Origin of the sequence: Arthrobacter sp. FW306-2-2C-D06B (assembly GCF_021789175.1) — a bacterium.
Lineage (GTDB): Bacteria > Actinomycetota > Actinomycetes > Actinomycetales > Micrococcaceae > Arthrobacter.
The window spans coordinates 3,671,415-3,693,534 of sequence record NZ_CP084560.1 but is presented as its reverse complement, the minus strand read 5'-3'; the positions used below and the strand labels follow the sequence as shown (position 1 = coordinate 3,693,534).

Genomic DNA, 22,120 nt, shown 5'->3' with positions numbered 1-22,120 from the left:
CTAGCTGGCGGGTGCGCGTGACACCTGTGTTTTACAAGTTAACACGGGAGTCATAATCACGAGTGCCGTAGGAGGGCGAACGCAGCCACGCCGAAGGAAACCACGGCCAGCAGGATCAGAAAAATGACGGGCCAGGCATGACTCGGAATCGCTGGAATTCGTGGAATGCCTGGCAACTCCACCCTGAAGCTCAGCCTCTTGCGGCGTCGCCAATGTCTCCCCATGTTCATAAATTACCGTATGCGCAAACAAGGAGGGGTTGTTTCCGGATCACCGGAAACAACCCCTCCTTTTGTTTAGCGTTTAGGCTGTTGCTGCGGTTTCGTTCTTTGCGCGGCGGCGGGCCACCACCACAGAGACGGTGCCGGCTGCGAGCGCGCCAGCGCCCACCAAGCCCCAAAGGATCAGGCTGGAGTCCACGCCGGTGTTAGCCAAGCCAGTACCACCGGTGTTGGCCAGTCCGGTCCCACCGGTGTTTGCAAGCCCCGCGCCGCTGACTCCAGCGGCCACAACAGTTGACGTGACGGTGTGGTGGGACGTTGCGCCCTCTGCGGTCAGCTGGTAGGTACCTGCCGCGGTCAGCGCGACGTCGGTGGAGAAAGCGCCGGAGGCGTTGGCAGTAGCGGTCAGCGTGGTGGGTGCCAAGTGAAGGCCTCCCGGTACGGCCATGGCGATGCCATTGCTCGTGCCGGGTGCTGCAGCGCCCTGAGGTGCAGCAGTGAAGGTAATTGTGATGACGATGGTTTCGCCGGGCGTAAAGCCTCCGCCGGAGAATACGACGGTTCCGCCTACAGTTACGGTTGCGCTGGAAACGGTGCCCGGTACCGGTGCCGGGTAATCAACGGCCATTGCCGGAGCCGAAGCGGCGAGTGCGATGGTGCCCGCAAGCGCGAGCGCTGCAAATGACTTCTTCAATTTTTGTCCCCCTGAGACCTTTGGTACGTGCTTGAGACCTGATGCGTAATTCATTGTTGTGATGTGATTTCATCCACCACGAACACGTGAACTGAAATCTGAGACCTACCCAAGAGAGAAGCTACCACCCTAAGGGTACTTACTGCAAAGTAAATCCAAACTCGTTACAAAGGGTTAACACGCCGTCTATCCTGTGGCTTCACAGCTTGCCGATTGAGTCGGGAGTACCACCTGGTCCAGGGATTGGACAGTTGGTGTTACCACCACTTCAGGCTGGCTATGCTGGACGATTTTCCCGAAAGTGAATTCCACAGTGCTGCTCTGTCCTGGGGCAAGCCGGACGGAGAGAGTGCCCACAGGCCGGTCGTCGTGGAGTTGCGCACCGAACGGGACTTGATTCCCATCTTGCGTCGCGGTTTCAACGTGGGCTTGGGCAGGGCCGTAGGCAATCACGTTGCTTTGGGCCGTACCGGGCGGAATACCAAAAATCCCACCTCCGGTTACGTACGCAGGCAATGACGTCGCCGCATCAGCGGGCGCAGTATTGGTGCTGGTGATCCGCACTTTGACCGTCCCATAACCATCGGTACCCGTGCATTGCTGGATGAGCTGGACGGTACGTTTCACGTAGTAATCCATTTTGGCGCCTGTGCCGTCATTGAAGTAAGCGCCGAATTGGGACGCCGGCACGCTAGGGCCGGAAATGGAGCCGCTGAGGGTGTACTTCCCGAGAACGGCTTGTTCTGTCGTGTCTGCTGACCAGAGCAGGACCCTGTGCTCGTCTACCCCTTTCCCAACTCCGGCAAGCAGGCTCTTCGCCTCGCCTTTGCCCGAAGATAGGGCACCGAAGATTTCCTTGGCCACCATTGCAAAGTAAGCGTCCTGGGCTTTCGGATCCTTGATCTGAGCGTAGACGTCGGACAGCAGCGTTTTCACCACGTTATTGCCCGAGAGCTGGGTTGGCAGCTTGCCCTTAGTAAGCACAAGCATTTGCGGATCCTGGAGGCTGACGGGTCCTGTGGCGTCAAGTATGTAGCCGAGCGCTACCGGGTCGATCGAAATCGCACCGTCAAGCTGCTCTCCCTTTTTTTGCTCCCACATTTTTAGCGCTATGGCCGCAGACGTGGGGAAGTCGGGAGTGAAGTTGACGTCCTGCATAAATATCCCAATTCGGTCGGAATAGATGCGCTCCTGCTCGGGATCCACGGATACCGGGGGATCGAACACTCCCAGCTCGCTCGCGCTGCTCTCCGCGGAAAGGCTGATTTTGCCTTTGTCCGTTGTGAGTACCACCAGAGCTCCGGGGATGCCGCCGGTGGCCCGCGCCTCCGCATTGTTCTGGACAAGCAGCAGGTAGTGTCGCGGCTTGTCGGAGCCCAACATGGCTGGGGCCAAGCTTGCAGCATCGGACGCCGTGGCCAGCTCATCTACTACGGAGCTCAATTGCTGCTTGGCCTGTGTCAGGGGTCCGGCGATTTGGGGGAGCAAGCTGTTGGCGTCGATCCCGTTCAGCCGCTCGCCCGAAATGCGGACAGCGTGCGCAGCTGATGCTATCGCTGGCGCTGCTTTGCGGATCGGGTCAAGGTCTGTGCCGCTGCTGCTTGGCATAAGTTTGTCCCAGTTCACAGAGTCGTAGACGCTAACCAAGGGGGCGACCCCCAAATTTGCGACGTCGTCAGCTGAGCGGGCTATTTCGGCAGTGGCAGAGAAGTTCGCGCCGAGCCACGGGATCGCCGAGGCCAACGTCCAGAGCGGATCAGAGGCGGCGTCGCGTGCGGCTGCAGTATGCCGCCGCAACTGATCAACTGCCGACGATGCTTCGGAGGGCCGGTTTTGAAGCATGTTCGCCTTGAGTCTGGGCACGAGTTGGGCGGACGCCTCAAGCTCTGCCTTGATGATGGAGGCCTTCGTGCTGAGCCACAAAGTGACGGCCCCGGCAACCACCAGGCAGGCTGCAAAGCAAATTCCTACTGTCAAAAGGCGACGACGGCGATGGCCTAGCGGCGGTTTCCCCGTGCCCCGACGTAGCTCAGGTTCGTCCGGGATGGTTTCGGATGGTTCGTTTTCGGTCACGCCTAGGGCCTTCCGAGTCCTCGGTACTGCCAGCCGGCAGCACGCCATTTTGCAGCGTCCAGTACGTTTCGTCCGTCCAGGATCCGGAGACCGGCAACGCCGCTGCTCACTTCAAATGGGTCGAGCTCCTTGTATTGCTGCCATTCGGTGAGCAGGAGAAGTGTATCGGCACCTGCCATCGCTGTTTCCAGATCGGGCTCGTACTGCAGTTCAGGAAAGCGTTTCGCCGCGTTCTCAAGTGCTTTCGGATCTGTGACTGTCACTACGGCTCCTTGGAGTTGGAGCTGCGCAGCGATGCTGAGCGCCGGTGAGTCCCGGACATCGTCGCTTTCCGGTTTGAAGGCAGCACCGAGCACCGTGATGCGCTGGCCCAAGAGGCTTCCACCGCAAAGTTCGCGGGTTAGCTCTACAACCCGCGTACGTCGGCGCATGTTGATGGAATCCACTTCCCGCAGGAAGGTCAAAGCTTGGTCGGCTCCGAGCTCGCCAGCCCTGGCCATAAAGGCTCTGATGTCCTTAGGCAGGCAGCCTCCACCAAAACCAATGCCGGCGTTGAGAAACTTTCGCCCGATCCTGTCATCAAGTCCGATTGCGTCGGCCAGTCGGGTGACGTCAGCCCCAGCTGCTTCGCAGACCTCAGCCATGGCATTGATGAAGGAGATTTTGGTGGCGAGGAAGGAGTTGGCGGCGGCTTTGACAAGTTCCGCGGTCGGGTGGTCGGTGACCAATCGAGGGGTTCCCCCGGAAAGGGGAGATGCATAGACCTCGTCCAACACGGAGACGGCGGCGTGATCTTCTGAACCATCCGCCACGCCGTACACCAAGCGGTCCGGGGAAAGAGTGTCTTTGACGGCATGACCTTCGCGAAGGAACTCGGGATTCCACACGAGATGGGCGGTGGGTTCTTTTTCGAGCAGGACGTCAGCCAGTCGGGAAGCGGTCCCTACCGGGACTGTGGACTTTCCAACCACAATATCGCCTGGCCGGACGTGCGGCAGCAACGCGTCCACAGCGGCATCAACGTAGCGGAGGTCTGCACCGTTTTCACCCTTCTTTTGGGGCGTTCCGACGCAAATGAAATGGACGTTGCTACCAGCCGCTGCTGACATGTCAGTTGTAAATGCCAGTCGACCGGTCTCCTGGACGTCCCTCAGGAGCTCGTCCAAGTCTGGTTCGAAGAATGGGGCACGGGCAGCGGAGAGCGTGCTGATCTTCAGCTCGTCCACGTCGATGCCAACGACCTCGTGGCCGAGCTGGGCCATGCAGGCAGCGTGGACAGCGCCGAGATAGCCGCAGCCGATGACTGAAATTCGCATTGTGTTGCCTTCCCCCAGAGGGTCGTTCGTGCGTCAGCGGTGTTAGTAGGCTCCATGTCCAGTGATGACAGCTCTGGCGGTGCGGAGCAAAATAATCAGGTCACCGGCCAGAGACCAGTTTTCCACGTAGTAGAGGTCCAGACGGATGGAGTCTTGCCAGGAAAGATTCGATCTTCCGCTGACTTGCCAGAGCCCCGTAACTCCTGGTTTGACCAGAAGTCGTCGTCGCACATCTTGTTCATACGCCGCTACTTCCTTCGGCAATGGCGGGCGTGGACCCACCAGACTCATGGAGCCAGACAGAACATTGAACAGCTGCGGAAGCTCATCCAGGCTGTACCTGCGAAGGAAGCCTCCCGTGCGAGTTAGACGTGGATCGTCCCGGAGCTTGAAGAGCAGACCGTTCCCTTCGTTCTGGTGGGCCAGCTCAGCGAGCCTCGCCTCTGCGTCTAACACCATAGAGCGGAACTTGAGCATCCTGAAGGGGGCACCCTCAAACCCCACGCGTTCTTGACGGAAGAGGATGGGACCAGGACTGTCGAGCTTCACCATGAGGGCGAGCACAGCCAAAAGCGGGGAAAACAAGACAATTAGGCAAGCCGATACTGCAACGTCGAACAGTCGTTTGGCGACGCGCTGACCGGCTTCGAGAGTTGGAGTCGTGACGTGAATGAGGGGGAGTCCTGCGACCTGTTGGGTGTGGATACGTGGTCCCGCGACATCCGTGAGCGCTGGGGCCAAAATGAGCCCTACGTTCCTTTCGGCCAATTCCCACCCGAGCTGGCGGAGGGTCCGCGGGTGCAGTTGGACTCCGGCTGAGATCGCCACTGCATCGGCCTGGCATCGCTCGATCGCCTCAAGAATAGCCTGCGTTTCCGGTTCATGGCCAAGCACGGGAAGTCCAACGCTGGTGAGTTCGTTCGAGTAGGATGAATCCCCCGGGGTGTAGGCGGCAACGGGCATGTAGCCGGCGTGTTTTTCCCGGACCAAGGTCGCCGCCAGATGAGCGATCGCGCTGGGACCACCAAGCAAAATGAGCCGGGACATCCGCCGCCCTCGCTGTCTGTGGACGCTCAGGTGCTGGCGTAGGAGCCAGCGAGCCAAGAGCAGCCCGATAAGGCCTGCCGGGAGGGCGATTCCTACGTAGCCTCGTGCTGTATCCATGCGAAAGACGTAGGAGAAGATAGCTACAAATCCGAACAGCCAAAGGGACGCTGCCGCAACTCGCTTGTACTCGTCAGGCCCTGAGCCCAGGATCCGGCTAAGACGGGTGCTCCAGGCTTCAAGCATGAGCCACCAAGTAACCGCAAGGAAGATCGACAGCCAAACATAGCTGGAATCCTGTCCGGAAACCGTGAAGCCCGAGTCGAACCCGAACCGGATGATGTATGCGCCACTTACCGCCCACAAAATAACAAGGGCGTCCACTATTCGCAGGGTCCGCGAAGTGCGTACCCTCCAACCCGAATCAGTCCCCAATAGTCATCCCCCATGGCCTAGATATTCTTCGTTGGGAGGCCCCCGACGCCACAATACAGGGCGCAAGCGGGTCATCCATTATGTTTCGAGTGCGCCACAGCGTAATGAAAGGACTCAAGGCTTCCGGGATTGATACCTGTTGGCTGTGGGCGTGACCATAGCTCACCTAAGAAACACTTCCGAGCTGGTGATCCATCTGGACTGCTCTGTCGAGGGCCAAGGGCGCCCAAAGGCAGCCAACCGCTACCATAAGCAGTAGCGTTGGGCCGAGCCCTGGGTCAATCGAGCCGAAACGCAACATTGCACTACACGTTCGTTGTTGTTTGGGGGCGGAAATGTATACGACGGAAGAGCGGAAGAATCTTGAAGACAGCGAACGTTAGGACCGCTTCGTTCGCCGTTGCCATGGTGGTTGGGGTGGGCCTTTGTGGCGCCTTGGGTGCTACGGACACAGGCAGAGTTGTGTTGCTCGCGCTAGCAGGAACGGCCTTACTTATTTGGCAGCCAACGATCGTTCTTGTTCTCATTCTTTTGATTACCCAAGAAATCAAGCCGGCCACCGGATTTTCCGGGATGACCGTTTTTGGTTCTGAGTTCTATTTTTCGCTCCTTGCTAAGATTCCTATTATCGGAATTTTGGTTGCCGCGGCGGCATTCGTTGCCATCTTAAAACGCGGAAAAGCGTTGATTAGAATAAAGAAATTTCAATTGACGTTCTTTCTCGCCCTCCTTTTGGCATTCGGCGTAGCGGTGTCAGGGCTAGCGACGGGCATGGATATCACGTCCGCCCTAGGGCAAGTTTCCCGTCCATTTATTATTTTTATGCTCGCGTGGATTGTAGGGGCTTCCTACAGTTCCGACGTGAAAGCCTTGCGATCGACTGCGATCGCGGGCGGGGTGGCCGTAGTTATCCTTGCGGCGACTGGACTACCTTCCGCGCTAGCGGCGGCCGCGGGGGGACGGCTTGTTTACTATGACACGGCCACCGCCGCCGCCGCCGCCGCCGTCCTGCTGGCTATTTTGCGATCTGAACGCCTAACCAAAGGACGCGTAGCTATTGCCGCCTGCGCGGCTGTTGTCCTTCTCGTTTCATTTCGCCGATCGGTGATAATTAGCTTAATTGTCATTTTGGTTCTAATGATCTTCGTAAATAAGCAATACCACGTCATGGTGAAACGGGTGGTGGTGTGGGGTGGATGTTTTATCCTTCTCGGGCTTATCGCATTTCCGAGCCTCCTGTCGACTTTTGCGGACCGTTTGCTTGTCAGCTACTCGACGTTGAATGGTGTCGGTGAGGACGTTTCAACCACGGGCCATTTAGATGATATTGCGATCGGACTGCAATATGCGCTAGAGCAGCCAAACGGATATGGACCGCAGAGTCAACAATTAACTGGATTTTTTGTTCAATCCGGATCGCTATATGTTCACAATGAGCTCTTGCTTGACTGGCTACGATTCGGACTTATTGGACTTCTTGCTGTGATCGTTCTATTTTATTCAATGACTCGTGATTCTATCGGACTGTTCCGCATGGACCAATCGTTAGTTCCAACTGCTGTTTCCGCGGGGTCATTTTTCGTGCCTATCTTTGTCATATCCTCGCTGTCAGCTCCCTTTCTAACAACAACGAGTCGTTGGCCGGCAATTCTGGGTCTAGCCGCCGGCATTATGGCGGACTACAAGTCCGCAGAGATCCATACGTCGCCGGGTGCGACAGAATGATGACTGCTAGTCAGGTCTATTTGATGGCTAATGTTCGTGCGTAGTTTGCTAGATGGTACCGATGAGGTGGGGGAAGATGCCAGGACTAATCGTGCACGAGTGGATAGAACAGCATGGGGGTGCCGAGCAGGTTCTAACGAAACTCGCTGACTACCTCCCGTTGGCGGATATATTATGCCTTTGGAATGATGATCCCAAACGTTTTCGAGAACGACACGTTACGGAATCGATTCTCGCGCGAACTCCGTTTCGCAACCATAAAGCTGCGGCACTTCCGATCATGCCGTTTGTGTGGCGCAAGGTTGACACCGAACCCTATGACTGGGCGATGATAAGCACTCACCTCTTCGCGCACCACGTCAGACTTTCAGGTGGTTCGAAGACCTCGATGAAATTTGCTTACGTGCACACTCCCGCAAGATACATCTGGGCACCTGAGTTAGATAGCAGAGGCCGTTCCCTTCCCGTGCGGATGCTCTCCGTCCCGCTGAGGCGACTTGACGCCTCACGTGCGAAGGAACTCACAAAAGTGGCGGCAAACAGCCAGTTCGTGAGTCGTCGCATTGAAACGACCTGGGAGCGCGAATCGACGGTTATCTATCCGCCTGTTTCCGTTGAACGAATCAAGTCAGTGGAGCGATGGCGGGATCATTTGAATGTGGCCGAGGAGAAAGTCTTCGACGGCCTTCCTGACGAGTTCGTTCTTGGCGCATCCAGGCTGGTGATGTACAAAATGCTTGATCATGTCATTCGAGTCGGGAAACGAGCCCAATTGCCGGTTGTGATAGTCGGTGACGGGCCCGATCTCCCCAGACTAAAGACTATAGCGAACGAGGAGAAGATTGAATGCTACTTCGTCGGAAGCGTTTCGGACCGGCTACTTTATAGTCTTTTTCAAAGTTGTTCTGTCTACGTTTTTCCGCCCGTAGAAGATTTTGGGATTATCCCGGTGGAAGCCATGGCGGCGGGTGCGCCCGTGATCGCGAATCGGAGAGGTGGCGCCTCAGAAAGCGTTGTTCACGGTGTTACTGGAGCCCTCACGAGTTTTTCATCAAATTCAGAGATTGACGAGGCACTCAGGTTGGCCGCGAAATGTCGCACCAGTGACTCTCTCCAAAGGGCCGAGGATTTCAGCGAAGCGCGCTTCCGCCGTGAACTTGGAAGCTGGGCACCCGAAGTGTTTGGAACATCTTCCGTTGGGAAGTAATCAAATGTCGAGTAGAAGAGAAGGCGGGCGTGAAATGCAGCCGATGGTGCTAATCCTTGGAACCGCTGACTGGAACCAAGCCATCGCGACGAACCAGCACTACATGGCTCGCGAAATCGCTGCAGAATTTCCTATCCTGTTTAGCGAGTCTCTCGGCCTCCGTCGTCCCGAGCTAACTCGCCGAGACATAGATCGAATGATCCGACGGCTCGATCCGCGGTCTAGAAGCGAATTTGCCGAGCGACCTGTCCCTGCTGGAATGGAGGTGGTGCGTCCCGTCGTTGTGCCCGTTCACTCGGGCGTTACCAAGCTTCTGAATCGTGCACTATTGCGCCGATTTTACAGTTCTTGGATTTCTTACCCTGGCCCCAGGATTCTTTGGACGTATTCCCCTGTAACCTACGGATTCGACGAAATCGCCGACGCAACTATCTACCACTGTGTCGACTTATTGGCGGAGTTTCCGCAGATCTCCACGCAATTGGTCAACGATGGTGAAAACGCCCTCGCCCGTACCGCGGATCTCGCTATCGGCAGCAGCGGTGCGGTCTATGAGCACCTCAACAACCGTGGTTTTTCAAAGGTTGTTCACTGGCCGAACGTGGCTGACGTGTCATTGATACGGAGTGAATTCAAGAGCGGCGAGGGGCGTCGTCCTGGACGTGCAGTCTTCGCAGGCAACTTTAGCGAGAAAAAGGTTGATTTCGAGCTACTCCGCCAACTGCTCCATGAGGGCGTGGAACTGCATTTAGCTGGTCCCATTGCTGAAGGTGGAGGAAAGGCAGACGCCCTCGTGAAAGAGCTTGTACAACAAGGGGCTGAGTATCATGGTCACCTTAGCTTGGTTGATTTGGCGAAACTCTATTGGACAGCTTCAGTAGGGCTGATTCCGTACGAGATTAACTCCTACACGAGAGGGGTCAATCCATTGAAGACATTCGAATACCTCGCGGCCGGTCTTCATGTAGTTTCAACCGCGATACCCGCGGTAAACAAGGTGGAGGGACACGTCAGCGTCGCGTCGAATAGGCAGAGCTTCGTCCGAAACGTATTGGCGCGGACCTCGCTTCCATCAGCTGGAGAAATCGCGGAACGTCATGAACTGGCGGACAGGAACAGCTGGACGCTCCGCGGGGTTCAAGCTCGAAATGTTCTAGGAGAAATGAACTCAGCGGGTGGAACCTAATGACGCACAGCAGAGTTGAGGTATTTTTGGAGAGCGAACAAGTCATCACTTGGGATTATATGGTGGCATTGGTGGTAAGTGAGCGATTATCATGTCGTCATCGAATCGAGCAACCTTCTTCTTTCGCAATACACGGTGATTGCGGGGGCGAATGCCGATGACACCGATGCGAAACATGTTTTTGGTTCTGCGGACCCAGACTATTCGCCCCGCCGTAAGGCGAACCGCCACTTCACTTGTCTTTCGACTGTTTGGGCTTCTCATAGGCATAGTCACCAATGCCGTCCTCGCGCGTTCGCTAGGGGTTTCAGAGTTCGGACAGTTTGGCGTCGGTTTGACGATTCTCACCATAATCACCCAACTTTCTGACTTCGGGGCAGTTCAGGCAATGACTGCGGAAGCTCGTCGCAATCCGAAGCTCGCGGGCCATGTGGCTGGTAGTGGAATATGTATTCGGTTAATAACTGCGTTTATCGGGATTGCGATCGCAATCCCGATAAGCCTGTTCACTATCCCTAACACTAATGCGGTAGTTCTTATCGTGATAGCAGTGTGCGCCCCCTTGGGCGCTTCAGGTGCACTCATCGCTCTCTCAAACGCAAGATTGCGCCCAGAGATAGGGAGTGCTCTAACTCTTGGTCAATCAGCTCTGTGGATGTTCGCAGTCCTCATTGTTGGATTTAGCGATCACCCAACGGCGATAGATTTTGCGTTTGCGTTTGCGATGACCACTGCTCTCCAGACGCTAATAACTTTGGCCTTCTACGGTAGAAAGTCCATGATCGGGAGGCCGACTTGGGCGGTGGCAAGGCTGCTTCTGTCGAAAAGCTGGCCCGTGGGGCTCCTAGGCCTTCTTGTAACCTCGTACTACAGGGTTGGCGGTGTACTGGTGATCGGTCTTGCTGGTGCGCATGAAGCCGGGTTGTATACCGCCGCTTACAAAGTCATTGACGTTGCCCAAATCATTCCGAGCCTGATCGTGGTTCCGATGCTCCCTGTTCTTATTGACGCATTGGCGCAGGGATCGATGCAGCTACAGAGACTTTCGAAGGCCGTCATAAGGCTGTCAGTTATCGTTGCTATTGGTTCAGGTCTAATGATTGCGCTCTTTAGCGACGTCATTGTGCGGCTCATATACGGAGATGCCTTCGGAAACTCCGCCAGGGTGCTAGAAGTGCTTGGCCTTGCGTTCGTCGGGATCACCTTGGGTTATGTAGGCTCGACTCTGTGCTTTGCCATCGACCGTGTAAAGAGACAGATTCCGTTCGTAGCGGTGCTGGGTGTATTGAGCCTGATGTTGCAACCTTGGGCCATCGGTAATTGGGGCGGTCTTGGCTCAGCATATGTGGCCGCTGCAACAGAGATAGCGATGAGTGTCTTGTCTTTGACGCTATGTGCTGGTCCTCTTGGAATGAGCTTCAGAAGCATCTTTGGCTGGCGCTATCCATTGTTTGTTCTTATCATCGTGTGCACCTATTTTCTGACAAAAGGTTCGTTTGTCATTGGCGTAATAGTCTGCCCTATTGTTTTCGTGATTGCAATGCTCTTTTTGAAGCTGGTTGGCAAACATGAGGGTAATCTAATCCTGCGGAGGAAAAGTGACAGTTAAAGGTGTTAGTGTCGTTATCCCGACGCACAACCGCGCATCTCAGATTCGAGATAAGGTCGATCTGCTACTAGCTGACGACTATGTTCGAGAGATTGTTGTAGTCGTCGACGGCTCGACAGATGGTACTGCCGAAACTCTGAGAGAAATAGACGACCCGCGGCTCATAGTCCTTGTGAATGCTGCAGCTGTTGGGCCTTCGCGCTCTAGAAATGTCGGAATTCAGCGGACTCGCTGCGAGTGGGTTGCTTTGCTCGATGATGATGATCACCACTCCGAGGGCTTCCTTCGGACACTCAAGACAGTTGCCTTAGACAGCCGGGCAGACATCGTCGGTACGGCTTGGCTACATTTTGATCCGGGAACGGATCCTCGTGCGGGTTTCAATCTGGCTCGGCGGAGCCCTGGTGGTCCGACATTGCTGAGCCCGTCGATAGTGCCTGAAGAAGACTGGAGCGACTCGCTCTGGTTACCGAACAATGTCTTGGTCAGACGCTCACTACTGGCTAAGCTGCAATTTGATGAAGGATACCTCGGAAATTACTGGCGTGAGGAGTCTGATTTTTTTGTCTCCGCGACCCGCGCTGGATTCAAAGTGGTGGTTACAAGTCGTGCCTATTCTTATCAGTACGAGAAACCTGCTGGTGGCATCTCCCGCTCAAATCGCCTTGCCTACGAGTATTGGGTGGCTCGTAATGAACTTCGATTTGTCATTCGCCATGGTTGGTGGTTGAAGAAAAATGGACACATCGCGGGGATCGGTCCGTTCCTTTGGTCTTCGATGCTAAGGCGAATGAAGCCATTGCTGACGCAGTTGGCGAGACGAATCACGAAATCTGGGGACTCATGACACATCCATTCTGTGCTACCTGTGAGTTGGAAGTGGGAGGAACGTACGGTGAAGACGCTCCACGTAGTTGAACCAGGCGGCGAAGGCGGGGTTTACCAACACGTTCTCGGGGCCGCGGAGCACGGGACCTACTCGGAGTGGGACCGAGTGGTTCTTCATACCTCGATGGACGCCGAGACCAGCCCAGAGATTCCGGGGCTTGTTTATCACAAGTGCATGAGGTGGCAACGTCGGGGCCCGCGTACGTTCCGCCGGCTACTGACGATCTCGTGGACCTGCGCAATTCTGATCCCCCATCTTGCGTGGGAGGCTTGGTCGAAGCGGGATGATTGGGAAGTTCAGGGACAGTTTGGCCGGGGACTGTATCTCCTCTTCATTTTTCTGCCCTGGTTCGTGAGACGTAAGGTGGTCTTTTCGCCCCACAACAGTTTTCAAAGGTCCGGGGCACCTTGGGAGGACGGTGTGCTTCAATCGGCGACGAGGATGGCTACGGCAACAATTGTCTATGTCACCTCGGAGGCATCCCGCTTTCCTGAAGCGCCAAAGATTGAACGTAGAGTCCTTTGGCAGTACGTACCAACTGCACAGGAAGAAACAAGCGGCGGCTGGCATGAGAAGCTTTCGGGTGGTGAACCGGTGGTTCTGTTTGCCGGCCAATTGCGAAGCGACAAAAATCCGCTGCTTCTCGTGGAAGCAGTAAACAAGCTTGATTTCTCCATAAACCTAGTTTTTGCTGGAGAGGACAAGGGCGCCGCAAGTGAAATTCTCGCGGCCAATCTCGATGGTCGACACAGGCGCCTTGTGGAGCCTCGGTACCTAGATCTTGCTGAGCTCGTGTCCCTGATTAAGCTTAGTGACGTCGTCGTGTGCCCCTACCGGGTTGCCAGTCAGAGTGGGATCGTTGCCCTCGCAAACCAACTTGGGCGATCGGTAATTGTTTCGTCTGCTGGGGGACTGGGCGAACAGTCTCCGCTAACGTTTGAGCTCGGCGCCGATCAATCCGAACAATTGGCCGTACGACTCAAAGCGGTGCTGGCCTCAGGAATTGATTCCGATCGCCGTCCTTGACATCCGGGATCTCACGCCCAGTGTCCAGACCGAGTGATTCACATCATGACTGAGGTGTGTAATTGGAGCGCGTCAGTCATTGTGTTCGTTAATCAGGTCGGTCCATTCGCGTGAAAAGCGTTCGAAGGAGTTGTTCTCCCTAGTCCACGACACTGCCGCCTCTAGTGCGGACATAGTTGCGGCATCGCCGCTAAGAACGCGTTGCAAGGGCAGTTCGAATGATGCTTGGTTGTTTCTCTGGCCGATTAGACGCTCATATTCGGGCACGGCCGACAATAGCTCTGGAATCCACCCTACTTTTGTCGTGATCACAGCACATCCGTTGGTGAGGGCTTCTAAGACCGCGAAGCTGCAAGCCTCATAGTTAGAAGGGAAAACCATGGCTTTGCTCCTCGAGTAAAGTTCTTGCAGCTCGGTCTCATCCAAGACTCCAAGATTCCTAGTTCTTGGGTCATCGCCAGGTCCCGCAACCGAAAGTGACTGCTTGACGGCCATGGCTAATTCCACGGCCATCTCGTAGCCTTTTCGAGACTCCCGGCGGCCTACGAATATGAGCCCCTCACGAATTTGCTCGACGTCAGAATTCAAGCGTACGCCATTTGGGATAACTTGATGAGCGCGGTATCCGTAATACTTCTTTAGCTCGGCCGCGCAGGACTGCGAGACGGCGACACGCGTTGCACCGATACCTGACATGGCTTCCGAAAGGCCGCCGCCAAATATGCCTTTTATGAGCCAGTCTTTGAAGGAACGGCCAACACGATCGGAGAGGCTGTGGGCCACCATAGTCCCATGAAATACGTGAATATGTTTCCAAGTGTTTCGCCCGAAAAACCCAAGCGTCCCGTTGCTTACGACGATCTGAGGTTCCCAATGCCTGAGTTCCCGTCGCATTGACAGAGTCTGCTGGAGGTGGGACAAGCCGAACTTGGCGAGAATTCGTGATTTAGGGCGTCTAGGAGAGAAAATGCGTACGTTGGCGCCATTCTCCGTCAGGACTTCGGCCAACATTGAGCAAAACATCTCCACACCCCCGGCCGTATGATTGAGACTAGGGGAAATAATTGCTATGTTGGGCGGTTGCATTAGTCTCGGATTCTCCTACAAGGGCCTGTTTTCACGAAGAGTCTCTGTAAGCCAGGTTCGGACGGGGAGGAAGTTGCGGTGCCAAGTGCGATCTGCAACGAAAGCTAGAAGTTTTCTCTCAAGCAAGTGGCGGTGAGACGGGGACTGCGCGAGCTCTATGACCGAGCTGACTATGTCGTCTGAAGCTATCAACACGCCCTCCGGCATCTCTGGCGATACTTCCCTCGCAAGGAATGCCGGGCCGATGACGGGCCGGTGGTGAGAGAGGGCTTCCGCAATCTTGAGCTGACTCCCACCGCCGCTGGTCGCTGGTGCGAGAAGGCAAAAGGAATCACGGAAAATTTGAGACAGGTCGTCCACGAAGCCAAGCGCGGAGACTTGTTGAACCTTCGAAACCCGTCCGTCTAGGAGGCCTTCGGATCCTGAACCTGCGATGACAAGCTCCATGGTTGGAGCCTGCCTGAGAATTTCGACCCACTCGCCTTCCAAAAAAGACTCAATTGCCGAACGGTTCGGACCATAAGTCCACGAACCTACGGCTAGGATGCGACGCGAGTCCGGTGATGAGGGGAAATACTCATGTTGGCTGAATCCGTTTTGTGCCAGAACTACCTTTGCGCCAGATGCTTGGAGGATCTTTGCCTCTTGGTGATGAAGGGAGATCGTGAGGCTCGCCCGACGAGCACAGCGAGGCTCCCACCAAAGGCTCTTGAGATACTCGGAAAAGGCGCTAACCCTGTTCCTAATGCGCTTGCTCGAACGGCCAAGGGAGAGGGAACGTTTCCCCTCGATGTTTGCAAACTCGACGAGGTTCAGGCCGTCCCTATTTGACTTCATTCCAACGGCCGCAATATAGGAGTGGGTCCAGTAAACGAAGTCTGGACGCAGCTGATCCATGACGATTTTGAGTTCAGGCGCTATGGTTCTGAGTGTAATGATCCCCAGTCGCGGCAGGATGCTCAGACGGTCCCTAAGGCGTGGCTCTGTTGCGGTATCTACGGCGATTTGTTTCACGCCCGGCGGTGCATATGATGCTGGCTCGCCTGCCTTGACCGGGTAAATTACAGTCACGTCATAGCTGGCCGCCAGTTGTTCAACCACGTTCGACACCCGTGCCCGCCCGCCGTTGACCGCTGGCCAGGGTGATTCGACGCTCACGACAAGGCATTTTCGGCGCAGAGCTAGATTAGGCGACATTGTCTGGCTCTCCATTTTTCGCGGAATCGGAACTGTCCAAGTTGGCTTCGATTCTAGACAAAGAGTCTAGATTCTTCTCAGTCACGAGGAATTCGGCCCGCCGGAAAGACTGAAGCTTCCCTTTCTCGCCGGTCAAATAGGCCGTCAACGGTCCCAACCTGATTTTTGGGATCCGGCGAGATGGTGCTTGACGAAGTTCCCCGTGAAGGCGAGGCTGCTCTTGAGGAAGCCTTGCGCGACCCTCGCTTGGAGCGGCCGGGGGAGCCTTTTGGCTCTTCTTGCGTGTAGCTGTAGTAGGTGTATGAGTATGCGTCGGGCCCCTTTGTTGGCACTCTATTGATCACGATTCCCAGAATGTCGGCCTCGACCATTGCGAGTGCAGCGAGGGACTGTTCGAGATCTTTGTGCCTTAGCTTTTGGCTACCGACGACGAGAACAACGCCTCCCACATGTTGCGCCAAGACGGCAGCATCGGTCACCGGAAGTAACGGTGGCGCGTCTATGACTACCGCGTCAAAGGTCTGTTCCAGCCGGGATATCAGGACCTTCATCGCTTCCGAACCAAGCAACTCACTTGGATTCGGAGGTATCTGGCCTGATGTGAGTACATAAAGGCCGTCTTCACCCCAGAGTTGAAGGAGATCGTCAAGATCCGCGTGGCCCACCAGCGCAGTTGTCAGGCCAGCATTTCGTTCTAGGCCAAGGTACTCACCTACCATCGGCCTTCTGAGGTCAGCGTCGATGAGGGCGACAGATTGTCCTGATTGGGCGAGGGAAATTGCCAGATTTGTAGCCATCGTGCTCTTGCCTTCGCCAGGGACCGAGGAAGTAACCAGAACGGTCTTTCGCTCGTGACTTACGTGTGCAAACTGGAGGTTTGTTCGGATCTGACGGAAGGATTCGGCGCGTGGGCTCTGAGCGGCGATCTGTGTTACAAGTGGTCTCCTAGGCGCCTCGGGGTCGAATGCGATGCCACCAAGGATTGACGCACTTGTTATTCGGCGCACATCGGTTTCTCCCCGTACCCGGCTATCTAGACTTGCTCGGAGAAACGCGCCACCAATGCCGGCCGCCAGGCCAATAAGCACACCGATCACAAGGTTCAGTTTCGTATTCGGGGCGGCGGGAGCCGTCGGGGTCGCGGCGGGCGTAATGACTGACAAACGCACTGGTGATGTGCCGCCGGCCTTCGGTCGCTCTAAGTTATCCACGGCTTTGATGAGGCTGTCTGCCACGGCTTGAGCTATTGCTGCAGCTTGCACCGGTGATCTGTCCGACACCGAAACCGTGATTAGCACCGTATTGAGATCGGTTGAGGCCGAGATCTTGCTCGCCAATTCACTCGAAGTTACCTGCAAGCCCAGACTATCTATCACCGGCTGCAAAACTGTGGGGGTCGTCACGGTCTTCACATACGATTGGACGCGCGCCTGACTGAAGGTGTTTCCTTGCGCGAGTTCTTGAACAGAGCCAGAGTTCTGAATTGCAACGAAGAGTTGGGTGTCCGATTTGTAAGTCGGCTGAATCAGAACAGATGCCGCCCCCGCTCCAAGCAGGCCAACCAGAGTCAGAGCTAGGACGAGGGTCCAACTTCGACGGAGTATGAGCAGATAGTCCCGTATTTCCACGTGTCCGGTTTCCCCCTGTGTCTGGGCCCAGTGCTTCAGTCACGGCAGGCGTTGCCCGGTTTCGCACCCAGCTGTTGTTCCTGCTAAGTGTAACTGGCTGCTTTGACCTTTACGTTTCAATACGCCTGGGGCATGGAAATCTAATGGGCGCACCCGTGCCTATGAGAACGAATCTCGTTTGAAGCCTGCCATTCCATCGCGGTCCTGGCGTAAAATCCAGTGACCGTCATCAATCATTTTCGGGGGATAGCTTGAAGTCTGTAACCATTTGTCAGTCGGCAGTCGCTGGGGGAGCCGAGGCCTACTTGGTAAGGCTCTACAAAGCCTTGAGCAAACGAGGTATGGCCTCAGTTTTGATCGGATCGATCCCAGGCTGGGAGGAGACTGGTCAAGATCGCGTCGAAGCTGGGTTTGGTCCAAAATGGGGTGCAAGGACTCTGGTTGGGGGTATTTTCAGGTTGCCTCGAGAGCGAGCGCGGGTTTCTCAGCTTATTGATGATCTTGAAGTGCAGATTTTTCACTTGCAATTCAAAAGGGAGCAGATCGGATTTACAGGTCTGCTCAGTCGACGCGCACCGGTTGTTTGGACTGAACACGGCACGTTTCCAGAGGGTGTCAAGGGGGCGATCCTCGCCTTGGGCTACAGGTTGGCCGCCCGGCGAGTCTCAGCGATAGTCTGCGTTTCGGAGCGAGTCGCTGCGAGCGTTCGAAAGGTCGTTGGCTCTGGTCCGCGCGTTGAAGTCATTCGCAACGCAGTCGATACATCCATCCTGCGACCACCAACCGAAGCTGAAAAACTCGGCGCGCGCGAGAGTCTCCTTATACCGGAAGGCATGCCCGTGATGTTGTGGATTGGTCGACTTCACAAGGATAAGCTTCCGGGGATTGCGATTTCACTGGGAAGTGCTTGGAGAGGCATCGTCATCGTCGCGGGGGATGGCGAGATGTACGACGAGCTGCGACGCTCCACCGACGTTTTGGCCCCCAACGTGCGTTTGATGGGACACGTCGGGGATCCCTCGATCCTATATCGTGCGGCGGACGTCATGGTCTTCACATCGACAGGTGCAGGCGAGGGTTTCCCGACCACGCTCATAGAAGCAGCGGCACATGGTCTACCAGTTCTAACCAATGCCCAGTCGGGCTTCGGGGCCATGGTGCAGGCAGCCGGCGGGGCGGTCCTCCCAACTGACTCAGCCGCTGAGGATTGGATCGCATCCGCCGAACGGATAATCAATAGCGATTCCTCGTCCCTTGCGCGGAACTGGAGTCTGAGCTACGACATCGAAGACTGGGTCAATGCGCACGAGGTCATTTTTGAGTCGGTAAGATCCTAGCCCTCATTTCTGCACTCGGGCGTACTTACTTGGGCGGACTTTTGGTCGATACATATTCGGGGGAAGTTCAGAGATATCAAAAATGGAGGACGCTTTGCCCGGCTACGTAGACATCAACCCCTACCGAAAAACGACTCGGAAACGGTTCAAGTTCGGCGGTTTGATTGTCTTGCTGCTGGTCACGGCAGCGGTGGTCTACCTGGCCCTAACTCGTTAGCCCTGGGATGTCCCTCGAAGGCTACGTCGAAGGCCTGGCAACCATGCTGGGCGCTCTTGGAATCGTCGGAGGAGCAGGCATGCTGATCTTCGCCCGTCGGATGCGTGGAAAGACAGAGCTGAGTCGTCCTGCTTGTTGCGCTTCAGCAATGACGTGTGTCTGTCCAACGACGTAGGTTGAATGGCTTTGGAGTTCGCTCGTAGGTGTCCGTGCAATCCGCCCCAAACTCTGTCGTCCTACCGCGTATCCAAGTCCTCAAAAACCAGGAACGTCTGCGTATCCTGCACGCCTGGCATCGACTGTAGTTGGTCGAATATGACCCTGCGCAGGTGAATGTTGTCGGTGGCGCGGACCAGTAGGATGACGTCGAAATCGCCACCCACCAAAGCTATGTGCTGTACTTCCGGAATGAGCCGGAGCTCTTCACGGAGCTCGCGCCACGAGTGCTGCTGCACCTTGAGCGTGACGTAGGCCGATGATTTCAAGCCGGCTTTGATGGGGTCCACCAGTGCGGTGAACTTAGTGAGCACACCTTCGCCCGTCAGCCGCGAGATTCTTGAGTATGCGTGCGCCCGGCTGATGTGGACGTTTTCGGCCACCTGGGTGACCGACATCCGGCCGTCCCGCGTCAGCTCGGCAATGATGTCCCTGTCCACTTGGTCAAGAGGAACCTCAGCCTGATCCGCTTCGACCTCGGCCATTGCATCTCCAATTCGTCCACAGCGTGGGCCAGTTACCCAGCTCACATTTGCAATCCGTCTTCCAGAATAAAGGTTTCAGGCAAGCTTTTCCACGATTCTGCCTAGAGCTGGATACGAAACTTCTCCAGGGAACATACTGGTGACAAATAGTGGATACAGAAGGACGGACCAATGACGATCTCCGCGGACCATGAGGCCCAGGGTCTGGCTGACGCTCGGCCGGACGATACCGAAGCCAACGACCAAGCTTCCGAAGTGCGGCACAAGTTCGGAATCAGCGTGGAAGACTACATGCTGCCTGCACGCCATCCGATCCAGATGGTCGATCCTTCTGGCGTGCTCAAGCCCGAAGCTGAGCAGGGTACGGAGCCCGGCCACGAGTATCCCATCCCCGGCGATGCCGAACTCATGGCCGCTTACGAACAGCTCGTCGTCGGGCGACGCGTCAATGACCAGAACTCCGCCCTCGTCCGGCAGGGCCGCATGGCCGTTTACCCCTCCAGCCACGGCCAGGAAGCTTGTCAGGTAGCGGCCGCGCTGTGCCTGCGCGAAGGCGACTGGCTGTTCCCCACATACCGCGACGCTGTAGCGGTCATGTCCCGGGGTGTCGACCCGGTAGAGACCATGACGATCTTCCGCGGCGACTGGCACGGCGGCTACGACCCCACCAAGCAGAAGGTCGGTATCCAGTGCACGCCGCTGACCACCCAGCTTCTCCATGGCGTCGGAGTTGCCCATGCCGCCAAACTCCGCGGCGAAGACACCGTGGTGCTAGCAATGTGCGGCGACGGTGCCACGAGCGAAGGGGACTTCCACGAAGCCCTCAACTTCGCGGCTGTCTTCCACCTGCCAGTCATCTTCTTCGTACAGAACAACAAATACGCCATCTCGGTACCCCTGAGCCAACAGTCCGTGGCGCCGTCGCTGGCGCACAAGGCCGTCGGCTACGGCATGGCCGGCGAACGCGTTGACGGCAACGATCTGGTCGCTTTGCTCGCCGTGCTGGACCGCGCCGTGAAATTGGCCCGCGAAGGCTCCGGCCCGCTACTCATCGAGGCCCACACCTACCGCATGCAGGCCCACACCAACGCCGACGACGCCACCCGCTACCGCGAGGACAGCGAAGTGGCCGAATGGACCGCCAAGGACCCCATCAGCCGCATGACGTCTTATCTCACCGATCGAGGACTTCTCGACGACGACGGTTCGACCCGAATTGCGGCGAAGGCCGAAGCCGTTGCCTCGCAGCTACGCGAAGGCCTGGGTGAAGACGTACCCGTAGACCCGCAAAACCTCTTCCGCTACGTCTTCTCCACACCCACTCCGCAGCTGAAGGAGCAGTCCGCCCTGCTCGCCGACGAACTCGCCCGTGAGGCATCCAGCCAGAAGGAGGCAGGCAAATGAGCCCCGCCGTCACCACATCCTCTGAGGCCACCGAGCACGCCGCAACCGGTGACGTCAGCTCCGCCACCGCCAGCGCGGCAGCCAGCGCAGCTGCGGTCGCCGAAGCCTCCGGCCCGCAGACCGTCACCATGGCCAAAGCGCTCAACACCGCGATGGCGGACGCCATGGAGGCCGATTCTTCCGTTCTGGTATTCGGTGAAGACGTTGGCCGCCTGGGTGGCGTCTTCCGGATCACCGACGGCCTCATGGCCAAATTCGGAGAGCAGCGGTGCTTCGACACCCCGTTGGCCGAGTCCGGCATCGTGGGCATGGCCGTCGGCATGGCGATGAATGGAATGCGTCCCGTGATTGAGATGCAGTTCGATGCCTTCGCTTACCCTGCCTTCGAACAGATCGTCAGCCACGTCGCCAAGATGCACAACCGGACCAAGGGTGCCGTCAAGCTGCCCATGGTCATCCGCGTCCCGTATGCCGGCGGGATCGGCGGCGTAGAGCACCACTGCGACTCGTCCGAGTCCTACTACGCCCACACCGCGGGCCTAAAGGTCTTCACGCCGGCTACCGTGGCGGACGGCTACCGCATGCTCCGCGAGGCCATCGATTCCGACGATCCCGTCATGTTCATGGAACCTAAGAAGCTCTACTGGTCCAAAGACCAGGTGGACCTGGGCGCCCTGCGCGCCGAACATGCCGCGAACGCTGCGACAGGATCCAGCAGTGAGGGACGCGCCGCAGTCGCGCGTCCCGGCACTGACGCGACGCTCATCGCCTACGGACCCTCGGTCCCGACCGCGCTGGCAGCCGCAGCTGCGGCCGCTGAAGAGGGCCGAAGCCTTGAGGTAATCGATGTCCGCTCAATCGTGCCCTTCGATGACGAAACCGTCTGCGCGTCGGTGCGCAAGACCGGGCGAGCGGTAGTCATCGCCGAGGCTCACGGCTTCGCTTCCGTATCCTCCGAAATCGTGGCCCGCGTGCAGGAACGCTGCTTCCACTACTTGGCCGCGCCCATCCGCCGTGTGACCGGCTTCGACGTCCCCTACCCGGCTCCGAAGCTGGAGCACTACTACTTGCCAAGCGTCGACCGCATCCTCGACGCCGTTGACGACCTTCAATGGGAGAACTGAC

General features: G+C 56.8%; 18 protein-coding genes. 10 read left to right on the top strand and 8 right to left on the bottom strand.

Going from position 1 to position 22,120, the window contains the following annotated elements; translation table 11 throughout:
* Positions 1-303: 303 nt before the first annotated feature.
* From LFT47_RS17180 to LFT47_RS17165, 4 genes are all read right to left on the bottom strand, one after another.
* Positions 304-915, bottom strand: coding sequence for an LPXTG cell wall anchor domain-containing protein (locus LFT47_RS17180; RefSeq protein ID WP_236812526.1), 612 nt, complete (start codon positions 913-915; stop codon positions 304-306).
* Positions 916-1,101: 186 nt separating this feature from the next.
* The gene (locus tag LFT47_RS17175; RefSeq protein ID WP_236812524.1) at positions 1,102-2,988 is read right to left on the bottom strand and encodes a DUF4012 domain-containing protein; all 1,887 of its coding nucleotides are present in this window, start codon (positions 2,986-2,988) and stop codon (positions 1,102-1,104) included.
* Positions 2,989-2,990: 2 nt separating this feature from the next.
* Positions 2,991-4,304: a UDP-glucose dehydrogenase family protein gene (locus LFT47_RS17170; protein ID WP_236812523.1), complete on the bottom strand. Its 1,314-nt coding sequence runs from the start codon at positions 4,302-4,304 to the stop codon at positions 2,991-2,993.
* Positions 4,305-4,346: 42 nt separating this feature from the next.
* Positions 4,347-5,732 (bottom strand): sugar transferase, encoded by a 1,386-nt coding sequence (locus LFT47_RS17165; protein WP_236812521.1) that lies wholly within the window; start codon positions 5,730-5,732, stop codon positions 4,347-4,349.
* 414 nt (positions 5,733-6,146) lie between these two features.
* Here LFT47_RS17165 and LFT47_RS17160 point away from each other — a divergent pair, with 414 nt between their 5' ends.
* The 6 genes from LFT47_RS17160 to LFT47_RS17135 all read left to right on the top strand — a co-directional run bounded on the left by LFT47_RS17160 (position 6,147) and on the right by LFT47_RS17135 (position 13,425).
* Positions 6,147-7,508 (top strand): O-antigen ligase family protein, encoded by a 1,362-nt coding sequence (locus tag LFT47_RS17160; RefSeq protein ID WP_236812519.1) that lies wholly within the window; start codon positions 6,147-6,149, stop codon positions 7,506-7,508.
* A gap of 76 nt (positions 7,509-7,584) precedes the next feature.
* Positions 7,585-8,715 (top strand): glycosyltransferase, encoded by a 1,131-nt coding sequence (locus LFT47_RS17155; RefSeq protein ID WP_236812517.1) that lies wholly within the window; start codon positions 7,585-7,587, stop codon positions 8,713-8,715.
* A gap of 34 nt (positions 8,716-8,749) precedes the next feature.
* Complete coding sequence (locus LFT47_RS17150) at positions 8,750-9,901, top strand: glycosyltransferase (protein ID WP_236812515.1); 1,152 nt, start codon at positions 8,750-8,752, stop codon at positions 9,899-9,901.
* A 151-nt stretch (positions 9,902-10,052) separates the two neighbouring features.
* The gene (locus LFT47_RS17145; RefSeq protein WP_336885418.1) at positions 10,053-11,510 is read left to right on the top strand and encodes an oligosaccharide flippase family protein; all 1,458 of its coding nucleotides are present in this window, start codon (positions 10,053-10,055) and stop codon (positions 11,508-11,510) included.
* On the top strand, positions 11,500-12,357 hold the full coding sequence (locus LFT47_RS17140; protein WP_236812512.1) for a glycosyltransferase family 2 protein: 858 nt from the start codon (positions 11,500-11,502) through the stop codon (positions 12,355-12,357). Before LFT47_RS17145 ends, LFT47_RS17140 begins: the two co-directional genes overlap by 11 nt.
* Before the next feature lie 483 nt (positions 12,358-12,840).
* Positions 12,841-13,425, top strand: a complete 585-nt coding sequence (locus tag LFT47_RS17135) for a glycosyltransferase (protein ID WP_236812511.1) — start codon at positions 12,841-12,843, stop codon at positions 13,423-13,425.
* 72 nt (positions 13,426-13,497) lie between these two features.
* On the opposite strand, the gene LFT47_RS17130 is transcribed toward LFT47_RS17135, so the two are convergent.
* The 3 genes from LFT47_RS17130 to LFT47_RS17120 all read right to left on the bottom strand — a co-directional run bounded on the left by LFT47_RS17130 (position 13,498) and on the right by LFT47_RS17120 (position 17,336).
* Positions 13,498-14,436, bottom strand: coding sequence for a glycosyltransferase family 4 protein (locus tag LFT47_RS17130; RefSeq protein WP_236812510.1), 939 nt, complete (start codon positions 14,434-14,436; stop codon positions 13,498-13,500).
* Positions 14,437-14,526: 90 nt separating this feature from the next.
* On the bottom strand, positions 14,527-15,669 hold the full coding sequence (locus tag LFT47_RS17125; RefSeq protein WP_236812509.1) for a glycosyltransferase: 1,143 nt from the start codon (positions 15,667-15,669) through the stop codon (positions 14,527-14,529).
* Positions 15,670-15,785: 116 nt separating this feature from the next.
* Complete coding sequence (locus tag LFT47_RS17120; RefSeq protein ID WP_236812508.1) at positions 15,786-17,336, bottom strand: polysaccharide biosynthesis tyrosine autokinase; 1,551 nt, start codon at positions 17,334-17,336, stop codon at positions 15,786-15,788.
* A 341-nt stretch (positions 17,337-17,677) separates the two neighbouring features.
* On the opposite strand from LFT47_RS17120, the gene LFT47_RS17115 reads away from it, so the two are divergent.
* The gene (locus tag LFT47_RS17115) at positions 17,678-18,673 is read left to right on the top strand and encodes a glycosyltransferase family 4 protein (RefSeq protein WP_236812506.1); all 996 of its coding nucleotides are present in this window, start codon (positions 17,678-17,680) and stop codon (positions 18,671-18,673) included.
* Positions 18,674-18,755: 82 nt separating this feature from the next.
* Positions 18,756-18,890 (top strand): hypothetical protein, encoded by a 135-nt coding sequence (locus LFT47_RS21400; protein ID WP_272909591.1) that lies wholly within the window; start codon positions 18,756-18,758, stop codon positions 18,888-18,890.
* 236 nt (positions 18,891-19,126) lie between these two features.
* Here LFT47_RS21400 and LFT47_RS17110 read toward each other — a convergent pair whose 3' ends face one another.
* Positions 19,127-19,591: an Lrp/AsnC family transcriptional regulator gene (locus tag LFT47_RS17110; protein WP_234748882.1), complete on the bottom strand. Its 465-nt coding sequence runs from the start codon at positions 19,589-19,591 to the stop codon at positions 19,127-19,129.
* Between the two features lie 171 nt (positions 19,592-19,762).
* Here LFT47_RS17110 and LFT47_RS17105 point away from each other — a divergent pair, with 171 nt between their 5' ends.
* Positions 19,763-20,995: a thiamine pyrophosphate-dependent dehydrogenase E1 component subunit alpha gene (locus tag LFT47_RS17105; RefSeq protein WP_236812504.1), complete on the top strand. Its 1,233-nt coding sequence runs from the start codon at positions 19,763-19,765 to the stop codon at positions 20,993-20,995.
* Positions 20,992-22,119: an alpha-ketoacid dehydrogenase subunit beta gene (locus tag LFT47_RS17100; RefSeq protein ID WP_236812503.1), complete on the top strand. Its 1,128-nt coding sequence runs from the start codon at positions 20,992-20,994 to the stop codon at positions 22,117-22,119. The genes LFT47_RS17105 and LFT47_RS17100 overlap by 4 nt, the downstream gene beginning before the upstream one ends.
* The last annotated feature ends 1 nt before the right edge of the window (position 22,120 follow it).

Bases quoted from the DNA above. Each gene is read 5' to 3' on its own strand.
- LFT47_RS17170 (WP_236812523.1), bottom strand. From the start codon at position 4,304: ATGCGAATTTCAGTCATCGGCTGCGGCTATCTCGGCGCTGTCCACGCT.
- LFT47_RS17155 (WP_236812517.1), top strand. From the start codon at position 7,585: ATGCCAGGACTAATCGTGCACGAGTGGATAGAACAGCATGGGGGTGCC.
- LFT47_RS17150 (WP_236812515.1), top strand. From the start codon at position 8,750: ATGCAGCCGATGGTGCTAATCCTTGGAACCGCTGACTGGAACCAAGCC.
- LFT47_RS17145 (WP_336885418.1), top strand. From the start codon at position 10,053: ATGCCGATGACACCGATGCGAAACATGTTTTTGGTTCTGCGGACCCAG.
- LFT47_RS17135 (WP_236812511.1), top strand. From the start codon at position 12,841: ATGGCTACGGCAACAATTGTCTATGTCACCTCGGAGGCATCCCGCTTT.
- LFT47_RS17130 (WP_236812510.1), bottom strand. From the start codon at position 14,436: ATGTTGGCCGAAGTCCTGACGGAGAATGGCGCCAACGTACGCATTTTC.
- LFT47_RS17115 (WP_236812506.1), top strand. From the start codon at position 17,678: ATGGCCTCAGTTTTGATCGGATCGATCCCAGGCTGGGAGGAGACTGGT.
- LFT47_RS21400 (WP_272909591.1), top strand. From the start codon at position 18,756: ATGGAGGACGCTTTGCCCGGCTACGTAGACATCAACCCCTACCGAAAA.
- LFT47_RS17110 (WP_234748882.1), bottom strand. From the start codon at position 19,591: ATGGCCGAGGTCGAAGCGGATCAGGCTGAGGTTCCTCTTGACCAAGTG.
- LFT47_RS17105 (WP_236812504.1), top strand. From the start codon at position 19,763: ATGACGATCTCCGCGGACCATGAGGCCCAGGGTCTGGCTGACGCTCGG.
- LFT47_RS17100 (WP_236812503.1), top strand. From the start codon at position 20,992: ATGAGCCCCGCCGTCACCACATCCTCTGAGGCCACCGAGCACGCCGCA.